This is a genomic window from Bacillus sp. B1(2022) (assembly GCF_040259625.1).
In the GTDB taxonomy this organism is placed as follows: domain Bacteria; phylum Bacillota; class Bacilli; order Bacillales; family Bacillaceae; genus Bacillus; species Bacillus velezensis.
Window position 1 is genome coordinate 49,476 of record NZ_JANIFO010000003.1, and the last position, 21,911, is coordinate 71,386.

Sequence of the window (21,911 nt, forward strand, 5' to 3'; positions counted from 1 at the left end):
CCAGAGAAGTTTTTTTCTACATGAAAAATCTTATCACAGCTTTTTTGTCATAATGCAGGCAGCCATTTCCTTTGACAACAAACTCTTGTCATAATTGTAATTGAGCGCAGAAAAATGGCTCTATACCGGGAAAAACGATCTGTATTATTTTTTAAAATCTGTTACATATCTTCAAATTATTTGAAGTGTTAGATATATTTTAAGATAATTTGATCTTGACAGTTTTTTTTACCCGTTTTCGCTGTAACAACTTTTACAAAAATGTTACAATTAAAATCTGTTTATGTAAATATATTCAATGATTTGAGAGGTGTAACAGAAAGTGGCTGAAGTCGCGCGCGAACCAAAGAAAAAAACGAAACGTTACAGAGCGCTGAGAATGAATCTCTATTTTTTGATTGTTTTTCTTCTCTTTACGGCACTGATTTTTAAACTCGGCATCGTCCAGATTGTCGAAGGGGATAAACACCGCCAGGATGCGGAGAAGGCAAATGCAAAAACCGCCTATTATCCGACACCGCGGGGAAAGATGTATGACAAGCGGAACAGAGTGGCGGTTGATAACCAGGCTGTGCCTGAAATTGTATACGTTTCTACCTCAAAAACCTCGGCAAAGGACAAATTGAAAACGGCAAAAAATCTCGCCGCACTGATTCATATTGATACTGAATTTATGAAGGATCGAAATATCATTGATTACTGGCTTGCCGCACATCCGAAGAAGGCGGAAAAGCTTATGAAGGATTCAGAAAACAGCCTGAATTCCCAAGAAGTGTACAAACGCCAGATTGAACGCGTCCCGAAGCAGGAGATTGATGCGATCAAACAAAATAAAAAAGAGCTGGAAATCGCGGCGATTTATACGCGTTTTTCAAGCGGCAACGCCTATCAGCCGCAAGTCGTCAAATCAATGGACCCGAATAAGCTGAACGGAAACGGAAACAGCGGTTCACTGCTTGACGAGCATGAAAACAACAAGCAAAAACCAAAAAGCGACCTGACATATGAAGAAGTTTCCGTGGTATCCGAGCACCTGAAAGAGCTCCCCGGCATTGACGTGATCAATGACTGGACGCGGAAATATCCATACGACAAAACGCTGTACTCTCTGTTCGGCGGTGTGACGACACCGGAACAGGGATTGTTGGGCGAACGGAAAGATTATTATGTCACAAGAGGCTACTCACTGAATGACCGGGTGGGTAAAAGCTACATTGAATATCAGTATGAAGACTATTTAAACGCACATAAAGAAAAAGTAGAGTATGTGGAAAACAGCAAAGGTGAGGTCGTCAGCCAAAAGCCCGTCGATGAAGGCAGCAGAGGCTACGATCTGCAGCTCTCGCTCGATATGGAATTACAGTCGAAAGTCGAAAAAGTCATTGAAAAAGAGCTGAGAAGAAGCCGCGCCGCAGGCAACTATATGGTTGACAGAGGATTTGCCGTCATGATGGACCCGAACAACGGGGATATTCTCTCAATGGCGGGGAAACGCATCGATCTCGAAACAAATAAAATACAGGATTTTGCGATCGGATCATTTACGACCCAATATGAGATGGGCTCTTCTGTTAAAGGAGCGACTGTTCTCGCGGGTTACCAAAGCGGCCTCCCGCATTATAAAACGTTTGTCGATGCACCGCTTGTATTTAAAGGCGACACGAAAAAACAATCGTGGACACAAATGGGAGCCATTACTGAGCTGACTGCGCTGCAAAGAAGTTCAAACGTATATATGTTTCATGTGGCCATGCATATCGCCGGCATTACTTACGTCCCGCACGGTACGCTGCCTGCCGGATTAGACGATATTAAAAAAATGCGCAACTACTACGCCCAATTCGGTTTGGGTGTGAAGACCGGGATTGATCTTCCTCAGGAATCAGCAGGCATGCAGTCAAATCCGCAATTGGTCGGGGGATTACTGCTGGATTTTGCGATCGGACAGTTTGATACATATACGCCGCTTCAAATGGCTCAATATATTTCAGCCATCGCAAACGGCGGGTATCGCGTCCAGCCGCGGATCGTCACAAGCATTCATGAACCGGACAGCAAAAACAAGATTGGAAAAGCGATTGAACAGCGAGATAGTAAAATTTTGAACAAAGTAAATAACAGCCCGAGCGATTTTGATCAGGTTCATAAAGGGATGAAGTTGGTTACAAGCTCACCTCAAGGAACGGCTTATTCAACATTCCAGGGGTCCGGCGCCGATGTTTCCGGAAAAACGGGAACCGCGCAGACGCACTATTACGGCACGAACAAAAACTGGTGGGGGAAAGAGACGTATAACCTGACCTTTGTCGGCTATTATCCGTCAGAACATCCACGAGTGGCATTCAGCGTCGTCGTACCGACTGTTCAGGATGATCACGATCATGTCAGCAAAAACATTGCCAAGGGAGCAGTTGACGCTTACAAAGAGCTTGAAAAGAAATACAATAAAAAATAACAAATGAAAGGGCGGCCGAACATCTCGTGCGCCCTTTCTTTCATTCAGGAAAATTGACGTTCACAATAAGAATAGAAGGAGAATGCTCATTTTTTAGCGAATCAATCTAGTGGAATTTCTTTTTATACCAGTCCGTGTCCAGCCTGCAGTGCGAGTATAATGCAAAGGAGGGATTCTGTGGAACAGGATACTCAGCATGTCAAACAGTTTCAATCGAAAACCGATCTTCATGCCGTTTTGACGTCTAACGGGCGTATTATGTATATTTCTGCAAACTGCAAATCGTACTTCAGTTATTCTCAGGAAGAGATGATCGGGTCATTTCTCAAAACGTTCCTGCATGAAGAAGATCAATTTTTGGTTGAAAGTTATTTCTATAATGAGCATCATTTGATGCCTTGCACCTTTCGTCTTATTAAAAAAGATCATACCATCGTATGGCTTGAAGCGGGTGTGGAAATTGTCACACCGCAAATGGAGGGGACGGATCGGGAAATCATCCTCAAAATCAAGGTGCTTGAGGAGAAGACGCCCCGCCGGCCTTATATGTATGAACAAAAGAAGCAAAAGGCAGAACAACATTCGGAAGATGCGGCTGGAAACGGCGAATTCGAGCGTCTTGTCGAAATGCTGCCGAATCCTTTATATGTCAGCATCAACGGCACAATCGCCTACGCCAACAACGCGATGCTTGCCATGCTGGGAGCCGAAAGCAAAGACGAGGTAATCGGCAGGCGCTCTTATGAGTTTATTGAAGAAGAGTACCACGACATTGTGAAAAACCGAATTGTGCGGATGCAAAAAGGAATGGAAGTCGGAATGATCGAACAGACGTGGAGAAGGCTCGACGGCACGCCCGTTCATTTAGAAGTGAAAGCGGCACCGACGACATATAAAAATCAGCGGGCGGAATTGCTGCTTCTGATTGATATTTCTTCACGAAAAAAATTCCAAACGATTCTGCAAAAAAGCAGAGAGCGTTATCAGCTCCTCATTCAGAATTCAATTGACACGATCGCCGTGATTCACAATGATAAATGGGTATTCATGAATGAGTCGGGCATTTCGCTGTTTGAGGCTGAAACATATGAAGATTTAATCGGGAAAAACGTCTATGATCAGCTTCATCCCTGTGATCATGACGGCTTGAAACAGCGGATCCAAAATATTATCGACCGAAAGACCGAGTCAGAAATCATTAAGCAGTCGTGGTTTACCTTTAAAAACCGGCTGATCTACACGGAAATGGTCTGCATTCCGACGACGTTTTTCGGAGAAACGGCCGTGCAGGTCATTCTGCGTGATATTTCTGAGCGGAAGCAGACGGAGGAATTAATGCTGAAGTCGGAGAAGCTGTCTATCGCAGGGCAGCTGGCGGCGGGAATCGCTCACGAAATCCGCAATCCGCTGACGGCGATCAAAGGATTTTTACAGCTCATGAAGCCGACGATGGAGGAAAACGAACATTACTTTGAAATCGTGTTTTCTGAACTGAGCAGAATCGAATTAATTTTAAGTGAGCTTTTAATGCTTGCCAAACCTCAGCAAAACGCCGTGAAAGAGCGTGTAAACTTAAAGAAAATTATAAGTGAAGTGACCGCTCTTTTAGAGACGCAGGCAAATCTTAAAGGGATTTTTATCAAAACGGATTACGAACATGACAGCATGTATATTAACGGTGATCAAAATCAGCTGAAACAGGTGTTTATCAACCTGATTAAAAATGCCGTTGAGTCGATGCCGGATGGGGGAACGGTTCACATCATCATGACAGAAGATGAGTATTCCGTTAATGTGACGGTGAAAGACGAGGGTGACGGGATACCGGAAAACGTGCTGAAACGAATAGGCGAACCGTTTTTGACAACGAAAGAAAAAGGAACCGGCCTGGGGCTGATGGTCACATTCAACCTTATTAAAAACCACCAGGGAGCTATCCAAGTAGACAGCAAACCGGATAGAGGCACGGCCTTTCATATTACATTCCCGAAACAATAAAAAACAACGGCGTTATGCCGTTGTTTAAATAGTCTGCATGGATTCTCTCGTTTTTAAAATAAATGCTTCCAGCCGGTCCAAGCCTTCTCTCAATGTATCCAGTGAATATGCGAATGACAGCCTCACATACCCTTCACCCAACTTTGAAAACGAGCTGCCGGGCACAAGAGCCACACCTGCATCCTCTAAAAGAGCCATACTAAAATCAAACGATGACATTCCGAATGACTTAATGGAAGGGAAGATATAAAATGCGCCTGACGGCTTTACGACGTCAAGCCCCATTGAAACAAGACGGTCATATACATAGTCAAGCCGCTTTTTATACTGTTCTCTCATAATAAGCGCATCATCAACACCGTTTGTCACCGCTTCAAGAGCCGCTTTCTGAGAGATTGAAGACGCGCATGTCACACTGTATTGGTGAACTTTTAAGATGTGCTTGGCAATTTCTTTCGGTGCGAAAATGAAACCGATTCTCCAGCCCGTCATGCTGTGTGATTTTGACAGGCCGTTGATGACGATCGTCTGGTCTCTCAAATAAGACGCGATCGAATAATGCGGTCTGTCATAGGTTAATTCGCTGTAAATCTCATCAGACAGGACAAAAACATTTCTGCCCTTCAGGACGGCTGCGATGTTTTGCAGCTCTTCCTCAGACAATGTCACTCCGGTCGGGTTTGACGGATAAGGAAGAATGACACATTTTGTTTTTGGTGTCAGCGATTCTTCAATGAGCCGCGCCGTCAGCTTAAATCCGTGTGTCGTCGTATCCACATGGACCGGAACGGCGCCCGACATGCGGATGATCGGTTCGTAGCCCGGATATATCGGTCCGGGGAGAATAACTTCATCGCCCGGAGATAAAATCGTCCGCAAAGACGCGTCAATCGCTTGGCTTGCCCCGGTTGTGACGATGATTTCAGTTTCGGCTTCATAATTCAAATCAGCTTTTTTCTTCATATAAAGCTGTACGGCCTGTCTCAGCTCAAGGCCGCCCGCATTCGGAGTATATGCCGTTGCGTTCTCGTCGATTGCCTTTTTGGCAGCCGCTTTGACATGGTGCGGCGTGAAGAAATCCGGCTGACCGATCGTAAGCGAAATGACATTGTCGTGCTGAGCTACAAGATTTGAGAATTTGCGAATTCCTGAAATTTCAATTTCTTTTACATTCGGATTAAGCAAATGTTCCATAATTCATCACCTTATACTATATATTGAGTTTCTCCTATTTTACCACTAGCTGAGCATTTGTCATCTTTTTATTGAACTATCCCGAGTATATGTCCGATATGTGAAAACATACCTTCTTTCAGAAAAAAATAAGACAACCAGCTGAAATGATTGTCTTCATTGTATCATGATCTATCTATTGTGATATGTGGCGAATGTCATTAATACCCGTATTCAAAGCTGACGTCTTCCCGCCATAAGATGTATGGAGCGGGCTTGTCGGGACGCTCTTTCGCCTCTTTTTTCATTTGCAGGTAAGCCGTTTTGCTGATATCTTCTAACACTGTCATTTGATCTTGGTCGAATATGACTACTGTACCCATTTATTACACCCTTCTTCCTGAAAAATCCTTGACTATTTTACCACTCGATGTCAAAAAGTCAATGGGATATCAGAAAAAAGCATCTTTTTATAAAGAGTTCATGGCCAGTTGGACCGAATACATTCACTTTTTCTGTTTACAGCCGATATATACAGTACAATACTGAATGCGGATAGCGAGGGATTGAATTGTCTTTACAACAATACGATATTTTATTGGATTCAGGCACAAACGAATTAGAAATCGTCAAATTTGAAGTAGGCGTCAATACATTTGGCATAAATGTGATGAAAGTCCGGGAAATCATTCAGCCGGTAGATGTCACATCTGTGCCTCAGTCTCATAAAGACGTAGAAGGGATGATTAAGCTGAGAGGCGAAATTCTTCCCGTCATCAGTCTGTATACCTTTTTCGGCGTTGATGCCGAAGGAGCAAAAGACGATAAATATATCGTAACGGAATTCAACAAGCGGAAAATCGTCTTTCACGTCGGTTCCGTTTCACAAATCCACAGGGTGTCCTGGGAGGCGATTGAAAAGCCGACTTCCCTGAACCAGGGGATGGAGCGGCATTTAACGGGAATCATCAAACTGGAAGACACGATGCTCTTTCTGCCTGATTATGAAAAGATCATTTATGATATTGAATCGGCATCCGGAGTTGAGACTTATCATGTCCATCAGGAAGGATTTGATGAAAGACGGGCGGGTAAAAAACTGATCATCGTTGAAGATTCGCCGCTTCTGATGCGTCTTTTGACGGATGAGCTGACTGAGGCGGGGTACAGTGAAATCGTTACGTTTGAAAACGGAAAAGAAGCGTATGATTACGTCGTGGAACTGACGGATAACGGAGCAAACCTGTCAGACCATATTGACATGATTATCAGTGACATTGAAATGCCGAAAATGGACGGGCATCGTTTGACGAAGCTCCTTAAGGATAACCCGCAAAGCTCTGATGTGCCGATTATGATTTTCTCGTCCCTGATTACGGACGACCTGCGCCACCGGGGCGAAGTCGTCGGAGCGGATGAACAGATCAGCAAGCCTGAAATCAGCGAGCTCATTAAAAAAGTGGATACGTACGTGATTGAATAGAAAAAGCCGATGCATGACGCATCGGCTTTTTTTGCGGCGGAATTAAAAATAACTCTCACCAAGTTTTTTAAATACGGGTTTATGATAAGCGGGCTGCTGCCTGTTGGCGGCAAGCGGTTTTTCCTTTAAGCCCACATATTTTTGCAATACGTTTTTCGCTTTTGTCAAAGACATTTGTGCTTTAGGATTGCGGTACGATTGATTTAACGTACCTAAATGCGGAAGATGCTGGAAGTCTTCTTTTGTTGGAGGCATGTGAAAATAGTAGTCTCCGATAGAGATAAGTACGTCTGACTGCTGTTGGCTAAACCTGGGATTATTTGAAAAGTGAAGCCCTATTTTTTTCCCTTTGCCTTCTTTCACAAGCTTTTGTAATGCCCGTTTTTTCAGCAGATAAAGGTATTTAGGGTTGGGGGCGGTTTTTGCATGGCGGTTCACAGTATAAACAGCTTTTGAAAGATTCTCGATGGTTGGCTGCAGCTCTTTCGAATAAGCGTGGTCGTCCATTATTTCTCTCCTTTGCATTGATCAAGTTCATATATAGATTATACTTTTTTAGCGTTGAAATGCAAATATTGATTATAAAAATACGCCTTTTTCTGATGAAAAGGGCGCATCTTTTTCCTTTATTAGACAGGTTTCGCATGTTTTTCAGAATCAGCCTTTAATGATTGCTGCACATCGATCTCTGCTGCCTCGGCGCTGTATTTCGGAAGAGCGATAAAATAGAACACAAATACCGCTAAAATCACGATTCCCATGCCGTAATAAAGGTAATCAATATTGGTAACGAATTTCGGAAATAACAGGGCGACCAGTCCGAGTGTAATCGATTGGGCAAACATCATAAAAGGATCCTGCCAGCCGCTGACCCGGCCCATTATTTTCGGATGAACGATTTTCGGCATCCAGCCGCCGATGGCGATATTGACAGGGCCGATGCACATGCCGAGGACGAAAGCCGCCGCATAATAAATCCACAGCTTATCCGTATAGCCGAGGACAAAAATGAGCAGTCCGGCTGCCAAAATAGGAATCGACATCAAATGATGCGGTTTGACTTTTTTTGCGATCATCGTTCCGATCACACTTCCTGCAAGCAGGCCGAAGCCGAGTGCGACGGTGAAGATGGAAGTATGTGATTCGTAATGATCAGGCGCAAGTCCGTATTTCATCGTAAACATCGGCAGTACGGCAAAGCCGCCGTTGACAAAACCAAAGATAAAAAAGCCGAAAATAAGGGAAGCAAGCAATTTGTTTTTAACAATATATACGATCCCTTCCTTAAAATCAGCGACCGAGTCTTTCAGAAACGAATCTCCCCATTTAAAAGGGCCGTTCGGCTGACGGGCTTCTTTCGGAATGCGGCACGCGCGGATCAGAAAGCCTGATACAATAAAGCTGACAAAATCAAGGATAATGGCTCCGTGAATACCGATCGTTTTATACATAAACGCGCCTATACCGACGCCGAATACCATGAAGATGCTGAACAGGATCTGGTTAAGTCCCGCCGCTTTCGCGTAATGCTCCTTAGGCAGAATAGCTTGTACAAGGCTGGCTTCCGCCGGGAAAAAGAACTTGGTCACGGCGCTTCTGATGAACAAAATACAGAACACGAGAGGGATGCTCCCGGTGTATAATGCGGCAAACAATACGATCGTCAGTCCGGCTCTGATCCAGTCACAATTCTCTGCGACCTTTTTCCTGTCAAGCCGGTCAGCTGCGACACCGACAATCAGAAATACGAAAACTGTCGGCAGTGAATACATCAGCTCAGCCAAAGTCGTGTATGCCGGCTGGTTTGAAAAATGGTCCAGCAAGTAAAAAGCGAAAGCCATATTACCTACAGTCGTTCCCATTTGAGAAGCGAGTGCTGCGAAAAAGAGACGGACAAAATTGCGATTTTTAAATATATCCATAAACACGCTCCTTACCCTAGAGGTCCCACTGTAATATATTATCATCAGCTCGTTCCATTAACAAATAAGATCTTTCTATCTTATAATAGTCACCCTTGTTCCATTAGGAACGGCAGCGGCAAGTTCAGTGACGTCCTGATTATACATCCGGATGCATCCTTTTGATACCGCTTTGCCGATGGAGGAAGGATTATTTGTTCCGTGAATGCCGTAATGAATTTTAGAGAGGCTGAGCCAATAAGCGCCGAACGGGCCGCCGGGCTTAGGCTGGCGGTTCACGATGTAAAATTCTCCGGTCGGCGTGGTCGTCAATATTTTTCCGACTGCGATGGGATACGTACGGATGAGCCTGCCAAGGCGGTATAACTCCAGTTTCTTCGCTCCGATATACACGATGATGGAGTAGGGAATGGTGGATGGGTCGGGAAGATTCGGTATGATAATATGTTGTCCCGCGTATATGACCGATTGGATTGAGGGATTTGCCTGAAGGAGAGCAGCAGTGCTTATTCTGAAGTCTTGCGCAATGCTTGAGATGGTTTCTCCTTGTTTCACTTGATATGTCAGCAGTTTCATCACCCTCCTTTTTGCTCTTTTCCATATACATATTACGGAGGGGGTGTCTGTGCATCAGGATAAAAGTCTTATTTTTGCTCGGTTTTCAATGTGAACAGCGTGATTTCCGGTCTGGCTAAAAATCGATACGGCAGTCTTGTCGTACCGAGCCCGCGATTGACGTAAACGGCTGTGTCATGCAGCGTATACATGCCGTCGGTATACGTTTTTCCGTAAGGAGGCGTAATGAGAGGGCCGAAAAACGGGAGCTGGACCTGGCCGCCGTGAGTGTGTCCCGACAGCTGGAGGTTTACGGGATATCCGCCTATCTTGAGAGCGGCATCAGGCTCGTGGACGATTAAAATGGAAAACGCATCTTCGGAAAGGCGGGACAGGGTGGCTTCATAATCGGGTTTTCCGAGCATTACATCATCCAAAAACGCGAATTCAATCCGGCTTCCGTCTGTCAGCTGCACCTGACGGTAGCCATTTCGAAGCACTTGAAAATCAGCCGCTTCCATCAGAGCCTTGTACGTGTTCGTACCGTAGCCTCCGTGGTCATGGTTTCCGTAAACACAAAGTTTGCCGAAGGGAGCTTCAAGATTTTGCAGCACGGCGAGTGCATGCTGGTGATCATTAAATAAATGCGGCTTATCAATTAAATCTCCCGTAAAGATGAGCAGATCGGGTTTCAGCTGATTGATCTTTTCCGCTGCTTTATTCAAGTCACCGGATGTAAACACATCACTGAGATGTGTATCGCTGAATTGAACGATTTTAAAATTGTCAAAGCCGCGGGGGATCAGGCGGCTGGTGATTGTATGCCGGGTGATCTCAATCATGCGCGGTTCAATATACCGGGCATAGCCGTAACCTCCGCAAGCCATTGCGAGAGCTGCACCCAAAATGCCGAATCCTCTTTTTAAAAATGTTCTTCTGGTCATTTTCTCCATATGTAAAACCAACCTTTGTCAGAGTTGTTCTATTATATCATCAGCTTGGCTGAAAAATCCCTTCTCAGCATGTAATGACGCGGATAGACATCTGTGATAAAATTATGAATGATTATTCATTCAATAAAAAGGGGTGGGTTTGTTATGGATAAGAAAGCGGTAATCATTACAGGCGGATCAAGCGGCATGGGAAAAGCAATGGCGAAAAAACAGGCTGAATTAGGATGGCACGTCATGGTGACAGGGAGGAACCAAGAAGCACTTGAGGAAACAAAAAAAGAAATTGAGACCTTTGAGGGGCAGGTCGCCTGTTTTCAAATGGATGTCCGTTCTGATTCCGCCGCTTCAGACATGATTACAGAAGCGAAAAAAGTCTTTGGCCGGCTTGATGCGCTGATTAACAATGCGGCCGGCAACTTTATTTGCCCGGCAGAGAAGCTGACGCCCAATGGATGGAAAGCTGTTATTGAGATTGTTTTAAACGGCACATTTTTCTGCAGCCAAGCAGCGGCAAGGCATTGGATCGAGCAGGAGCAGAAGGGCGTCATCTTAAATATGGCCGCTACATACGCATGGGGAGCGGGAGCGGGTGTCGTTCATTCCGCTGCAGCCAAAGCGGGGGTATTGTCACTGACAAGAACGCTGGCCGTTGAATGGGGGAGCAAATACGGCATCCGCACAAACGCGATAGCCCCAGGCCCGATTGAACGGACAGGCGGTGCGGAGAAGCTGTTTGAATCGGAAAAAGCGGTGTCCCGCACTATGAACAGTGTGCCGCTCGGCCGGCTGGGCACACCGGAAGAAATCGCCGCGTTGGCAGCGTTTTTGCTTTCTGATGAAGCGTCCTACATAAACGGGGACTGTATCACAATGGACGGGGGGCAATGGCTGAATCCTTATCCGTTTTAATTTTTCATATATTGATTATTTTGCAAAACAAGCGAACGTTAAAGCCGCCGTTCGCTTGTTTTATTTTCTATTCAAAATTATGATATAATTTTGAAAGATTAAGGGGCGATTAATTGAAGAAATTATGAAAATGGTTCGTTGTACTATTTGTAAGCAGTTTCGTTATCATCTTTAATATTTGGTACTTTATTATTTGTGCTTTTACTCCGGAGTATTATCAAAATACCAATCTTACATCTGATGAAATAATCAGATTTGAAAAGCTATTTCACATAGATTTTCCTGATGAAACGAAATTTATTAAAGCCAGGGAGTATTTGAGTGGGCTCGGAGGCGATACATCGGCTGTATTATATGTGTCTCTGCCAACCAAGCTGGCGGAAAGATTTTATCTGATTATACGTATATGCCAATAAATCATACTGATCATGCCGGTTCAATGTATGGAGTTGACGTTTCCAAGAGTGTTGGCGGGTTAACAACTCTTACATGTGGCACTTTAGATAAAAAAGGAACTTTCTTTCAGTTGGAACATGAGGATGATTGGATATTTAACAGCACTGATTGGAGCCATTATTTTTGGACAGATGCCGGTTATAATGCTCTTATATTTATCCTTTTATTTGTGCTTGTGAAACAAATGAATAACGTCCTTAATTAACCGGTCTGAAGAGTGATCTTAAAATGTCCCCCCTTTTATTTTAAGCTGCTGCCATACTGCCTCCTTTTCCCCTAATCTAAACATTTGTGGTGCTGATATAATTGTGTATAATCAGACAAAGATAGAGAAGCAGGTGATAACATGTTGGACCCACTTGATATACTGACGAATATTGATGATGTCATTCCGTATTACCAAGCGATTTTTAACGCTGAGGAACAAAGAGTCGTAGGCTACGAAGTGCTTGGCCGGATTTTGGCAGATGCGGAGATTGAGAGCCTTGGGCCGTTTTTCTTAGATTCCGGCATTCCGGAAGAATATAAGCTTGAGGTCGATGACAGAGTCATCAGGCAGGCGCTGGAGAGGTTTAAAGAAGCTGATCGTGATCTGTTGATTTTTATCAATCAGGATGCGAATGTATTGATGCTTGACCACGGCGAAAGCTTTCTTGAGCTTTTGAAAGAATACGAAGAGCAGGGCATTGAATTGAACCGTATTGTGCTTGAGATCACCGAGCACAATTTCGAAGGCGACATTGAACAGCTGTACCATATGCTTGCCTACTATCGTACATATGGCATTAAAATCGCGGTGGACAATATAGGTAAGGAGAGCAGCAACCTGGACAGAATCGCGCTCCTTTCACCGGACCTTCTGAAAATAGATTTGCAGGCGCTGAAGGTATCTCAGCCGTCACCATCATATGAGCATGTGCTGTACAGCATTTCATTGCTGGCGAGAAAAATCGGCGCCGCGCTGCTGTATGAAGATATAGAAGCTGATTTCCAGCTCCAGTACGCATGGAGAAACGGAGGCCGATTTTTTCAAGGCTATTATCTGCAGGCGCCGAGCGGGGATTTTATAGACCGGAGCCTGTTAAAAGCACGCTTGAAAACGGAGTTTCAGCAATTTATCACGAGAGAAAAAAAGAAGCTGGAAACGGTCTATGAACACTCTGAGAATTTTTATAAGCGGGTCAATCAGGCAGTTTCCGAGCTGAAGAAAACCCATCAGGCGGACGATGAGTTTATTAAAAAACTGGCGGAAAACCTGACCGACTGCTGCTTCAGAATTTATATGTGTGATGAAGAAGGCTATCAGCTGACGGGAAATGTGTTCAAGCAGTCCGGCGAATGGCTTTATCAGCCTGAATACATGGAGAAAAACTGGAGCTGGCGTCCGTACTTTTTAGAAAATATCATGAAGATGCGTAATTCAAGAAAAGGCTTTTTCAGTGACCTGTACAGTGATATTGAGACAGGTGAGATGATCAGAACCTTTTCATACCCGATGGATGACAATATGTATTTATTTATCGATCTGCCTTACTCTTATTTATATGAACAGGACGGGTTACTTTAAAGCGGCTGCTGTATGCCGCTTTTTTTGTTCATTTGAAAAAAGTTTTAAAAAACGATTGACAATGATACTGATAATCATTATCATTTAGTTATAGAGAGAAGTTACTCTCTGTTCCCCAACCCCTCTATCAGATCAAGATCCGAAAAAACTTGGCGCTACCCCCGCCAAGTTTTTTTATGCTGTCTCCTCATAAAAGGGCTTCTCCTTACATACATCTGATAATGGCGGCTCAAAAAGCGAAAAATTATTTTTGAAAGGTGTATGACATTCCGAAAAAAGCTTCAAACTATTCGAAAACACGGTTTTTCCCGTTTATTTCTTTTTGAAAATCCAGCGGGAAAATGCCATCCCGGTCTACTTTATGGTATGATGCTCTGTAGAACTTGTATTATAATAAATACTTGTTGATTTGAAGTTGTTTTTTGAAAGGAGTCTTTTTTTAGAATGTCACAATTAATGGGTATCATCACGCGGCTGCAAAGTCTGCAAGAAACAGCGGAAGCGGCTAACGAGCCGATGCAGCGTTATTTTGAAGTTAACGGCGAAAAAATTTGCAGTGTTAAATATTTCGAAAAAAATCAAACGTTTGAACTGACGGTTTTCCAAAAAGGTGAAAAACCTAACACATATCCGTTTGATAACATTGACATGATTTCTATTGAAATTTTTGAGCTCCTTCAGTAATTTGATTTGATTTTTCAGGCTGACCAAGCTTCCGGTCTTCCGCAAGCGGAGCTTTATTAAATTATGCAAAGGAACGTGCTTGTTCGTTTGGTTGTAGACTCTGGAAAGAGGAGTGTCCGTACATGGCTGATTCTTTTCTGTTTTATAATCTTTCTGAGGCACAGATGACCTTTCAAGACGTGACGGAGCGGCTGAAACGCTTTGTCAATAAAGACCCCCGTTCAGCATACGTGCTGTCTGTAGGGACTGATTCACAAGTTTACCGCGACTTCACAAAGTTTATTACGGCTATACACTTGCACCGTACAGGCAAGGGAGCTTGGGGCTGTTTGAAAAATCACGATCTTGCAAGACCGATACATAGCCTTCGCGAAAAAATTTCGCTGGAAACCGCGTTCAGCCAGGAGATGGCTGCGCATATCCTCGACGGCCGTCTTATGGAACTGACAGATTTGCTCTTGCCTTTTGCGGATGAAGGGGCGGATCTTTCATTTGAAGTGCATCTGGATATCGGTCAAAAAGGGCTGACAAAAGAATTGATACAAGAAATGACCGGCCGCATTACCTCGATGGGCATTGAAGCGAAAATCAAGCCCGATTCCTGCACAGCATTCAGTTATGCCAATCGTTACACAAAATAATATTTCATACAGAATCCGCAAAATGTCGAATTATGCGGTTGACGATTTTTTTCTGTTTACTTATTCTAGCGGTAGAGCTGAAAGCAAATTTCACGTTGCTTTCGGAGGTATTCAGTTAAAAATAGGGGGCCTGATTACGTATGAGTCTTATCGGTGAACGATTTACGGAAGAAGAACAGAAACTTCTGCTGAATATCCTGATCAATCAAGAATATGCCATTGAGCTTTTGACCAGCGAAATCAACGATATAGAAGCAGGGTCAAAAAGCGTCGATGGAACCACTTATAAAAAACTCGTAACGCTCTATGACCGTTTTCGGAATGAAAATTAATCAGCGGCCTATAAATTGATACTCGATTGCAAAGAGTATCTTTTTTATTGACGGAAACTTTTCGACAAAAAATGATAATGTTTATATTATTGCAATATAGGGAATACATGCTTTGATGAAAAATGTAAAGGGGTCGAAGTGACATGATTAGCTTACAATCAGATCAGCTTCTTGATGCAACAGTCGGACAATTTATGATCGAGGCGGATAAAGTGGCGCACGTTCAAGTCGGAAACAACCTTGAACATGCTCTATTAGTGCTGACGAAAACCGGCTATACCGCCATTCCCGTCCTCGACGCTTCGTACCGTCTGCACGGTTTGATCGGGACAAATATGATTATGAACAGCATTTTCGGACTTGAACGGATCGAGTTTGAGAAGCTGGATCAAATTACGGTTGAGGAAGTCATGCTGAAAGACATTCCCCGTCTCCACATCAATGATCCGATTATCAAAGGATTCAGCATGGTCATTAACAACGGCTTTGTCTGCGTTGAAAATGATGAAGGCGTCTTTGAAGGCATTTTCACGAGAAGAGTCGTATTAAAGCAGTTGAGCAGCCATATCAGATCATTGAATAAGTAGGCTCGCACGATCAGCCTATTTGTTCTTTTGCATGCCGGAAAAAGAAAACGCATACATATGAGTGGCGCTTGCCTCGGCAGCCTTTATTTTATTAGAATGGTAGATAAGAAATACGAAAAGGCATTGAAAAGGAGGACGACATGCAGCTTCAAGAGCTTCATATGCTCGTAGTTTTAGCTGAGGAATTAAACATGAGGAAGGCTGCCGAACGGTTATTCGTGTCACAGCCGGCTCTGTCCCAGCGATTGCAGACCATTGAAAAAGCCTGGGGAACAAAGATCTTTCTTAGGTCTCAAAAAGGACTTACGGTAACGCCGGCAGGAGAAAAAATCATACAATTTGCAAATGACGTCACGGATCGGCAAGAAAGAATCAGAGAAAACATTGATGAACTTGAGGGTGAGATTCACGGCACATTAAAGCTTGCCGTCGCCTCGATTATCGGGCAGCACTGGCTTCCGAAAGTGTTAAAAACATATGTGGAACGATATCCGAATGCAAAGGTCTCTCTCATTACAGGGTGGAGCAGCGAAATGCTGAAAAGTCTGTATGAAGATCAGGTACATATCGGCATTATCCGGGGAAATCCGGAATGGAAAGGCCGGAAAGATTATTTAATGACCGATCATTTATATTTGGTCGATACGGAAATTTCCTGTATTGATGATATTGCCCATACCGACCGGCCGTTCATCCAATTCAAAAGTGACAGTACATATTTTCAGGAAATTCAGCATTGGTGGCATCAAAAATTCAAAACCTCGCCGAAACAGACCATCCTTGTCGATCAGATTGAAACGTGCAAGCAGATGGCGCTGCACGGGATCGGATATGCCATTCTGCCGTCAGTCACCTTAGAAGAGGAAGACAAAGTAAATAAAATGCCTCTGCTTGATACAAAGGACCATCCGATCGGCCGTGACACATGGCTGCTCGGTTATGAGCCGGCATTTGAATTAAAACAGGTGCAGGCTTTTGTTTCTGTCATTAAAGATATGCTGAAGCAGGAACGCCCATTTTAGAAAGACAGCAATCATGCTGTCTTTTTTTTATTTTTTTATTGACAATGAAAATCATTATCATTTAAAGTGTTATATATGTTAATGAAAATCATTATCAATTACGAGGTGGTCATATGCAGAAAGCATTAATGATATACGCAAGCATGTCGGGGAATACAGAGGATATTGCCGGCATTATAAAAGAAACACTGAGCGGGCATCAGATAGCAGTTGACTGTCTTGACATGGACGAAGCAGATGCGGATTCTCTCGAAGCATATGATTATGTTTTTGTCGGCACGTACACATGGGGGGACGGTGATCTTCCTTACGAAGCGGAAGATTTTTACGAAGATATTCTGCACAGCCAGCTCAACGGACTGAAAACGGCCTGTTTCGGTTCAGGCGATCACGCCTACCCGAAGTTTTGCGAAGCGGTCACGCTGTTTTGCGATGCGTTTGAACAGGCCGGAGCCAATTTATATCCGGAAACGCTGAAAATTGAGCTGGCGCCCGAGACGGCTGAGGATCAGGAATGCTGCAAAGAATTTGTCCGCGGTTTTCTTGCATGGGCCGCTCACCACGGAGACAAGTGCCATGTTTCATAAAGGCGCGACGGCTGTCATGGCATCAGTATCTTCGGGATTTTTTGTGGCTGTGAAAGGCGAAGGTATTTTTCATTTTTCGGCGGAAGAAGGCTGGAAAAGACTGTTCCGAGTGAAAAGCAGAATTCATGTGCTGACTTACATAGGGCCCTACATATTCGCGGCTGGAGAAAAAGGCGCCGTCCTCAGATCAGCCGATCAGGGAAAGACCTGGACGGCCTCCCGGTTTCCGACCAGCGCCTCCGTATGGGCCGTTGCCGGGCGGAATGACGGGTTTGTCTGTGCGCACGGCACATACTGCCTCTACTTATCTGATGATTTCGGCGTCACTTGGCATGTGGCTAAGCCCTTTTCACAATTAAAGGAGCCGCCTGTCATCCGTTCGCTTTGTTTACACGGTCAGACGATTTATATCGGCACCCGGATTCACATGAATCATGGCGGCATTTGGGCGTATGATCTGACGGAAGACCGCATCCGGCGTATAAGCCGCGAAAGGCAGCGCATGACGGCTTCAATGAGGATGTATCAGAATGACTGGCTCATTGCAGCAAAGGGCGCGGCAAAGGGAGAACGGGGGGAGGTTGCCGTCCGAAACGTGCGGACGCAAGAGGAGTTTGCCATTACAGCCGGACCCGCCGTACGGGAAAAATCATTTCTCGACGTTTCTGAGGATAACGGGATTATTTATGTCACATCGACACAGGACGAAAACGGATTTTCGCGTATTTATCAAGCTGATCTCGCCGCCGGTGAATTAAAGTGGTTTGATACGATCCGCGGTCACGGATGGCGGGTGGCCAACCGGGAAGAAAACTTTTTTTGCGCGGGCCTTTACGAAAGTAAGTTTGTCAGACCGTATGAGGCGGTTCGGCTCGCACATTAGTTTTTATGCATAAAGGAGAGACGAAGATGGGGAATGTATTGCTTGTTTACGCCACAATGTCAGGAAACACCGAGGCGATGGCGGATTTAATTGAAAAAGGGCTGATCGAAGCACAAGCATCCGTAGAAAGATATGAAGCGATGGATATTCATGCCGAACTTTTTAATGATTACGAGTATATTTTATTAGGCACATATACGTGGGGAGACGGGGATCTTCCTGATGAAATGCTCGATATTGCTGAAGATATGGAAAACCTGGAGTTTACGGGAAAAACATTTGCTTTGTTCGGTTCCGGAGATACGTCCTATGAGTTTTTTTGCGGGGCGGTTGACGAATTGGAAAAAGTAATCACGGCCCGCGGCGGGCGGGTGGTGCTGCCGTCGGTCAAAATTGAAAACAACCCTGAGGGCAGTGAGGAAGAAGAGCTCCGGGAATTCGGAAGACAGTTTGCCGCGCTGTGCAGCCAGCCGGCAGAATAAAGGCTTGTTCCTTTTTTTCTTGTCTTTGTATCCTTCCTTTGTTACAGTAATGAGGTAGAAAATCAGAGGAGGACAATACATATGAAAATGATGGATGCAAATGAAATTATTTCATTTATTCAAAATAGTACAAAATCAACGCCTGTAAAAGTGTATGTAAAAGGCGATCTTGAAGGAATCAGCTTTGGCGATTCCGCTAAAACATTCCTGAACGGCCAATCCGGCGTCGTTTTTGGCGAGTGGGCTGAAATTAAAAGCGTAATCGAAGAAAACAAAGACAAAATTGAGGATTACGTCATTGAAAATGACCGCCGCAACTCTGCGATCCCGATGCTTGATTTAAAAGATGTTAAAGCGAGAATCGAGCCCGGCGCTATTATCCGCGACCAAGTTGAAATCGGCGACAATGCCGTTATCATGATGGGTGCATCTATTAATATCGGTTCAGTCATCGGCGAAGGTACGATGATTGATATGAACGTTGTTCTCGGCGGACGCGCGACTGTCGGCAAAAACTGCCACATCGGAGCGGGTTCTGTATTAGCGGGCGTTATTGAGCCGCCTAGCGCTAAGCCTGTTGTCGTGGAAGACGACGTTGTGATCGGCGCAAATGCGGTTGTACTTGAAGGCGTAACAATCGGTAAAGGCGCGGTTGTCGCTGCCGGAGCCATCGTTGTAAATGACGTCGAGCCATATACCGTTGTAGCGGGAACACCTGCGAAAAAAATCAAAGATATCGATGAAAAAACAAAAGGCAAAACAGAAATCAAACAGGAATTACGCCAGCTGTAAGGAATGGTTTGATAGAATGGGCGTGGATGATAAAATCCACGCCTTATTCTTATCTCAAGGAGGAATACATATGGAAAAAGAGCGGCTCATTGCCATCCGAAGAGATCTGCACCGCATTCCGGAGATCGGCTTTCAGGAATATAAAACCCAACAGTACCTGCTGAATCTATTGATCCAATATCCGGAGGAAAGAATTGAAATCGAAACTTGGAGAACCGGCATCTTTGTCAAAGTCAACGGCACGGCTCCGGAAAAAATGCTCGCCTACAGAGCGGATATAGACGCTCTGTCGATTGAAGAGCAGACGGGGCTTCCGTTTGCATCTGAACACCCCGGTTTTATGCACGCATGCGGCCACGATATGCACATGACCATTGCGCTCGGCATTATTGATCATTTTGTCCATCATCCCGTCAAACATGATCTGCTCTTTTTATTCCAGCCGGCTGAAGAAGGACCGGGCGGAGCGGAACCGATGCTTGAAAGCGATGTGCTGAAAAAATGGACGCCGGATTTGATTACCGCTCTCCATATAGCACCTGAGCTTCCTGTAGGCACAATCTCCACCAAAAGCGGCTTGCTGTTTGCCAATACGAGCGAACTCGTCATCGATCTCGAGGGGAAAGGCGGGCATGCGGCATATCCGCATACAGCAGACGACATGGTCGTCGCCGCGAGCACGCTTGTCACGCAGCTGCAGACGGTCATATCCAGAAATACGGATCCGCTTGACAGCGCTGTGATCACTGTCGGAACGATTACCGGGGGCACGGCGCAAAATATCATCGCAGAGCATGCTCATCTGGAGGGAACCATCCGGACGCTTTCCGAGGAATCAATGCGTATGGTGAAAAAGCGGATTGAAGAGCTTGTCAAAGGAATTGAAATCGGCTTCCGATGCAAAGGAAAAGTCACGTATCCGTCCGTTTATCATCAAGTTTATAATACAAGCGGCCTGACCGAAGAATTTATGCAATTTGTCAGCGATCATCAGCTGGCTGACGTGAGAACGGCGAAAGAAGCGATGACCGGAGAAGATTTCGGATATATGCTGAAAAAATATCCCGGCTTTATGTTCTGGCTGGGGGCCGATTCATCCCACGGGCTTCATCACGCCAAGCTGAACCCGGATGAAGATGCGATGGAAACCGCGGTAAATGTCATGGTCGGATATTTTTCGAAGTATGCCAATTAAATCCGAAAAGAAGAATAATCTAACAAAAATTGAGCATTCTACATAACGGAGGTGTTCAATATGACGAAAAAAATTGGAATTGAACAATCTTTATCGGATGTAGAACAGGCGTTAAAACAAAAAGGATATGACGTAGTGATGATGAAGACTCCTGAGGATGCGAAGAATTGTGACTGCTGTGTTGTAACCGGACTTGACAGCAATGTCCAAGGAATTGCCGATACGTCAACTCAGGCTCCCGTCATTACGGCTTCCGGAATGACCGCCGACGAAATCTGCAGCGAAGTGGAAAAAAAATTTCATTAAAAAGAAAAAACCGAAGCTTACGCTTCGGTTTTTCTATTCGGCGGAAGCGGCGTTTTTAAAACGGTCGAGCGCGATTTTTATTTCTCTCCGCAGTACGCGTTCAACCCGCCATTGCTCCATATTTTCTGTTTTGGCAATGATTCTGATTACCATTTCTGACGTGTTTAAATCCTGAACCCCGATGACGTCCGGCCCTTCCTTAATCTGCGGGAGCTCAGCGGCTGCTTTGTCACACGCGGTTTGCAGGATTTGAATGGTTTCATCAAGATTTTTTTCAAGCGGCACTTTAATATCGACAAGCGCCTGCATCGTTCCGCGGGAATGGTTGCTCACATTCGTAATGCCCCGGTTGGGAAGATAGTGAAGCGTGCCGTCAAAGCTCCGGATTTGCGTCGTACGGAGACCGACCTGCTCGACAATGCCGCTGTAGCCGGCAACCGTAATATAATCGCCGACGTCGATCTGTTTTTCCAAAAGGATAAAAAATCCGGTGACGATGTCACTGACAAGCCCCTGAGCCCCGAAGCCGACTGCGAGACCGACCACGCCGGCGCCGGCAATGAGAGCGCTCGGATTGTAGTGAAATAAATCCAAAATCATCACGATAAAAACGAAAATCAAGATGTATCCATATACATTAAGCGCGAGGCTTCGCAAAGTATAAGCGCGGCCTGTGGAGAGGTTGTTTTGTTGCTCGAATTTCTGAAACAGATGCTTGATCAGCTTTTTTCCTGCCGCCCGGAAAATAAAGTACGCTAAAATAATGAGAGCCAGCTTTATGATGAAAATCCCGGCAGATGTGAGAAGCCCGGCCCAATCAAAGTGTTTTAAATCAATCATAGTGATGTCTTCCTTTCAAGTCTTTTGCGGAAAAAGCTAAAAGTCATATACCCGTTTTTAAAATAAGATAAACCTTTTAATAGAAACCA

At 44.7% G+C, this 21,911-nt stretch carries 22 protein-coding genes and 2 pseudogenes; 17 read left to right on the forward strand and 7 right to left on the reverse strand.

All coding sequences use genetic code 11. The annotated features are described in order from the left end of the window. The first annotated feature begins 322 nt into the window (after positions 1 to 322). Complete coding sequence (locus NQS30_RS06565; protein ID WP_124693070.1) at positions 323 to 2,455, forward strand: peptidoglycan D,D-transpeptidase FtsI family protein; 2,133 nt, start codon at positions 323 to 325, stop codon at positions 2,453 to 2,455. A 177-nt stretch (positions 2,456 to 2,632) separates the two neighbouring features. Beyond that, positions 2,633 to 4,453 (forward strand): PAS domain-containing protein, encoded by a 1,821-nt coding sequence (locus NQS30_RS06570; RefSeq protein WP_043021222.1) that lies wholly within the window; start codon positions 2,633 to 2,635, stop codon positions 4,451 to 4,453. Here the strand turns inward: NQS30_RS06570 and NQS30_RS06575 are convergent. Beyond that, positions 4,434 to 5,647: pseudogene (locus tag NQS30_RS06575) on the reverse strand (aminotransferase A). The gene NQS30_RS06570 and the pseudogene NQS30_RS06575 sit on opposite strands and share 20 nt — an antisense overlap. Positions 5,648 to 5,847: 200 nt before the next feature. Further along, positions 5,848 to 6,009 (reverse strand): hypothetical protein, encoded by a 162-nt coding sequence (locus NQS30_RS06580; protein ID WP_007409608.1) that lies wholly within the window; start codon positions 6,007 to 6,009, stop codon positions 5,848 to 5,850. Between the two features lie 188 nt (positions 6,010 to 6,197). Between NQS30_RS06580 and cheV the strand changes: the two genes are divergently transcribed. Continuing rightward, positions 6,198 to 7,109, forward strand: a complete 912-nt coding sequence (cheV, locus tag NQS30_RS06585) for a chemotaxis protein CheV (RefSeq protein ID WP_043021221.1) — start codon at positions 6,198 to 6,200, stop codon at positions 7,107 to 7,109. Positions 7,110 to 7,151: 42 nt separating this feature from the next. On the opposite strand, the gene NQS30_RS06590 is transcribed toward cheV, so the two are convergent. The 4 genes from NQS30_RS06590 to NQS30_RS06605 all read right to left on the reverse strand — a co-directional run bounded on the left by NQS30_RS06590 (position 7,152) and on the right by NQS30_RS06605 (position 10,539). Continuing rightward, entirely contained in the window at positions 7,152 to 7,616 is a 465-nt protein-coding gene (locus tag NQS30_RS06590) for a YkyB family protein (RefSeq protein ID WP_003154622.1), read from the reverse strand. A gap of 122 nt (positions 7,617 to 7,738) precedes the next feature. After that, positions 7,739 to 9,031, reverse strand: coding sequence for an MFS transporter (locus NQS30_RS06595; protein ID WP_015239757.1), 1,293 nt, complete (start codon positions 9,029 to 9,031; stop codon positions 7,739 to 7,741). A gap of 75 nt (positions 9,032 to 9,106) precedes the next feature. Continuing rightward, a complete protein-coding gene (locus tag NQS30_RS06600) occupies positions 9,107 to 9,601 on the reverse strand; it encodes a L,D-transpeptidase family protein (protein WP_095284082.1) in 495 nt (164 codons plus the stop codon). Positions 9,602 to 9,675: 74 nt separating this feature from the next. Next, positions 9,676 to 10,539: a metallophosphoesterase gene (locus NQS30_RS06605; RefSeq protein WP_085341949.1), complete on the reverse strand. Its 864-nt coding sequence runs from the start codon at positions 10,537 to 10,539 to the stop codon at positions 9,676 to 9,678. A 144-nt stretch (positions 10,540 to 10,683) separates the two neighbouring features. On the opposite strand from NQS30_RS06605, the gene fadH reads away from it, so the two are divergent. The 14 genes and pseudogenes from fadH (at position 10,684) to NQS30_RS06675 (ending at position 20,982) form a co-directional block, all read left to right on the forward strand. Continuing rightward, positions 10,684 to 11,448, forward strand: a complete 765-nt coding sequence (gene fadH, locus NQS30_RS06610) for a 2,4-dienoyl-CoA reductase (RefSeq protein ID WP_122503878.1) — start codon at positions 10,684 to 10,686, stop codon at positions 11,446 to 11,448. Positions 11,449 to 11,612: 164 nt separating this feature from the next. Beyond that, positions 11,613 to 12,109, forward strand: a pseudogene (locus tag NQS30_RS06615) (hypothetical protein). A gap of 141 nt (positions 12,110 to 12,250) precedes the next feature. Beyond that, the gene (locus tag NQS30_RS06620) at positions 12,251 to 13,471 is read left to right on the forward strand and encodes an EAL domain-containing protein (protein ID WP_007409615.1); all 1,221 of its coding nucleotides are present in this window, start codon (positions 12,251 to 12,253) and stop codon (positions 13,469 to 13,471) included. A gap of 444 nt (positions 13,472 to 13,915) precedes the next feature. Then, positions 13,916 to 14,155, forward strand: a complete 240-nt coding sequence (locus NQS30_RS06625; protein WP_003154613.1) for a YkuJ family protein — start codon at positions 13,916 to 13,918, stop codon at positions 14,153 to 14,155. Positions 14,156 to 14,277: 122 nt separating this feature from the next. Continuing rightward, complete coding sequence (locus NQS30_RS06630) at positions 14,278 to 14,796, forward strand: ribonuclease H-like YkuK family protein (RefSeq protein WP_020955744.1); 519 nt, start codon at positions 14,278 to 14,280, stop codon at positions 14,794 to 14,796. A 140-nt stretch (positions 14,797 to 14,936) separates the two neighbouring features. Next, on the forward strand, positions 14,937 to 15,128 hold the full coding sequence (gene abbA, locus NQS30_RS06635; protein WP_007409618.1) for an antirepressor AbbA: 192 nt from the start codon (positions 14,937 to 14,939) through the stop codon (positions 15,126 to 15,128). Between the two features lie 143 nt (positions 15,129 to 15,271). After that, positions 15,272 to 15,715, forward strand: coding sequence for a cyclic-di-AMP-binding protein CbpB (gene cbpB / locus NQS30_RS06640; protein ID WP_003154608.1), 444 nt, complete (start codon positions 15,272 to 15,274; stop codon positions 15,713 to 15,715). A gap of 140 nt (positions 15,716 to 15,855) precedes the next feature. Beyond that, positions 15,856 to 16,737, forward strand: coding sequence for a transcriptional regulator CcpC (gene ccpC, locus NQS30_RS06645; protein ID WP_007611101.1), 882 nt, complete (start codon positions 15,856 to 15,858; stop codon positions 16,735 to 16,737). 113 nt (positions 16,738 to 16,850) lie between these two features. Continuing rightward, the gene (locus NQS30_RS06650) at positions 16,851 to 17,324 is read left to right on the forward strand and encodes a flavodoxin (RefSeq protein WP_025284659.1); all 474 of its coding nucleotides are present in this window, start codon (positions 16,851 to 16,853) and stop codon (positions 17,322 to 17,324) included. Next, entirely contained in the window at positions 17,314 to 18,207 is an 894-nt protein-coding gene (locus tag NQS30_RS06655) for a WD40/YVTN/BNR-like repeat-containing protein (protein WP_015239761.1), read from the forward strand. Before NQS30_RS06650 ends, NQS30_RS06655 begins: the two co-directional genes overlap by 11 nt. Positions 18,208 to 18,233: 26 nt before the next feature. Beyond that, on the forward strand, positions 18,234 to 18,689 hold the full coding sequence (locus tag NQS30_RS06660; protein ID WP_124693069.1) for a flavodoxin: 456 nt from the start codon (positions 18,234 to 18,236) through the stop codon (positions 18,687 to 18,689). Between the two features lie 81 nt (positions 18,690 to 18,770). Then, positions 18,771 to 19,481: a 2,3,4,5-tetrahydropyridine-2,6-dicarboxylate N-acetyltransferase gene (dapD, locus tag NQS30_RS06665; RefSeq protein WP_012117443.1), complete on the forward strand. Its 711-nt coding sequence runs from the start codon at positions 18,771 to 18,773 to the stop codon at positions 19,479 to 19,481. Positions 19,482 to 19,551: 70 nt separating this feature from the next. Beyond that, complete coding sequence (locus NQS30_RS06670; protein ID WP_046702332.1) at positions 19,552 to 20,676, forward strand: N-acetyldiaminopimelate deacetylase; 1,125 nt, start codon at positions 19,552 to 19,554, stop codon at positions 20,674 to 20,676. 60 nt (positions 20,677 to 20,736) lie between these two features. Then, entirely contained in the window at positions 20,737 to 20,982 is a 246-nt protein-coding gene (locus NQS30_RS06675; RefSeq protein WP_003154596.1) for a YkuS family protein, read from the forward strand. A gap of 33 nt (positions 20,983 to 21,015) precedes the next feature. Here NQS30_RS06675 and NQS30_RS06680 read toward each other — a convergent pair whose 3' ends face one another. Next, positions 21,016 to 21,822, reverse strand: coding sequence for a mechanosensitive ion channel family protein (locus tag NQS30_RS06680; RefSeq protein ID WP_218791613.1), 807 nt, complete (start codon positions 21,820 to 21,822; stop codon positions 21,016 to 21,018). Between the last annotated feature and the right edge of the window lie 89 nt (positions 21,823 to 21,911).

Bases quoted from the DNA above. Each gene is read 5' to 3' on its own strand.
- NQS30_RS06625 (WP_003154613.1), top strand. From the start codon at position 13,916: ATGTCACAATTAATGGGTATCATCACGCGGCTGCAAAGTCTGCAAGAA.
- ccpC (WP_007611101.1), top strand. From the start codon at position 15,856: ATGCAGCTTCAAGAGCTTCATATGCTCGTAGTTTTAGCTGAGGAATTA.
- NQS30_RS06660 (WP_124693069.1), top strand. From the start codon at position 18,234: ATGGGGAATGTATTGCTTGTTTACGCCACAATGTCAGGAAACACCGAG.
- NQS30_RS06675 (WP_003154596.1), top strand. From the start codon at position 20,737: ATGACGAAAAAAATTGGAATTGAACAATCTTTATCGGATGTAGAACAG.
- NQS30_RS06650 (WP_025284659.1), top strand. From the start codon at position 16,851: ATGCAGAAAGCATTAATGATATACGCAAGCATGTCGGGGAATACAGAG.
- NQS30_RS06580 (WP_007409608.1), bottom strand. From the start codon at position 6,009: ATGGGTACAGTAGTCATATTCGACCAAGATCAAATGACAGTGTTAGAA.
- NQS30_RS06605 (WP_085341949.1), bottom strand. From the start codon at position 10,539: ATGGAGAAAATGACCAGAAGAACATTTTTAAAAAGAGGATTCGGCATT.
- NQS30_RS06620 (WP_007409615.1), top strand. From the start codon at position 12,251: ATGTTGGACCCACTTGATATACTGACGAATATTGATGATGTCATTCCG.
- abbA (WP_007409618.1), top strand. From the start codon at position 14,937: ATGAGTCTTATCGGTGAACGATTTACGGAAGAAGAACAGAAACTTCTG.
- dapD (WP_012117443.1), top strand. From the start codon at position 18,771: ATGAAAATGATGGATGCAAATGAAATTATTTCATTTATTCAAAATAGT.
- NQS30_RS06590 (WP_003154622.1), bottom strand. From the start codon at position 7,616: ATGGACGACCACGCTTATTCGAAAGAGCTGCAGCCAACCATCGAGAAT.
- NQS30_RS06680 (WP_218791613.1), bottom strand. From the start codon at position 21,822: ATGATTGATTTAAAACACTTTGATTGGGCCGGGCTTCTCACATCTGCC.
- NQS30_RS06655 (WP_015239761.1), top strand. From the start codon at position 17,314: ATGTTTCATAAAGGCGCGACGGCTGTCATGGCATCAGTATCTTCGGGA.
- fadH (WP_122503878.1), top strand. From the start codon at position 10,684: ATGGATAAGAAAGCGGTAATCATTACAGGCGGATCAAGCGGCATGGGA.
- NQS30_RS06630 (WP_020955744.1), top strand. From the start codon at position 14,278: ATGGCTGATTCTTTTCTGTTTTATAATCTTTCTGAGGCACAGATGACC.
- cbpB (WP_003154608.1), top strand. From the start codon at position 15,272: ATGATTAGCTTACAATCAGATCAGCTTCTTGATGCAACAGTCGGACAA.
- NQS30_RS06595 (WP_015239757.1), bottom strand. From the start codon at position 9,031: ATGGATATATTTAAAAATCGCAATTTTGTCCGTCTCTTTTTCGCAGCA.
- NQS30_RS06670 (WP_046702332.1), top strand. From the start codon at position 19,552: ATGGAAAAAGAGCGGCTCATTGCCATCCGAAGAGATCTGCACCGCATT.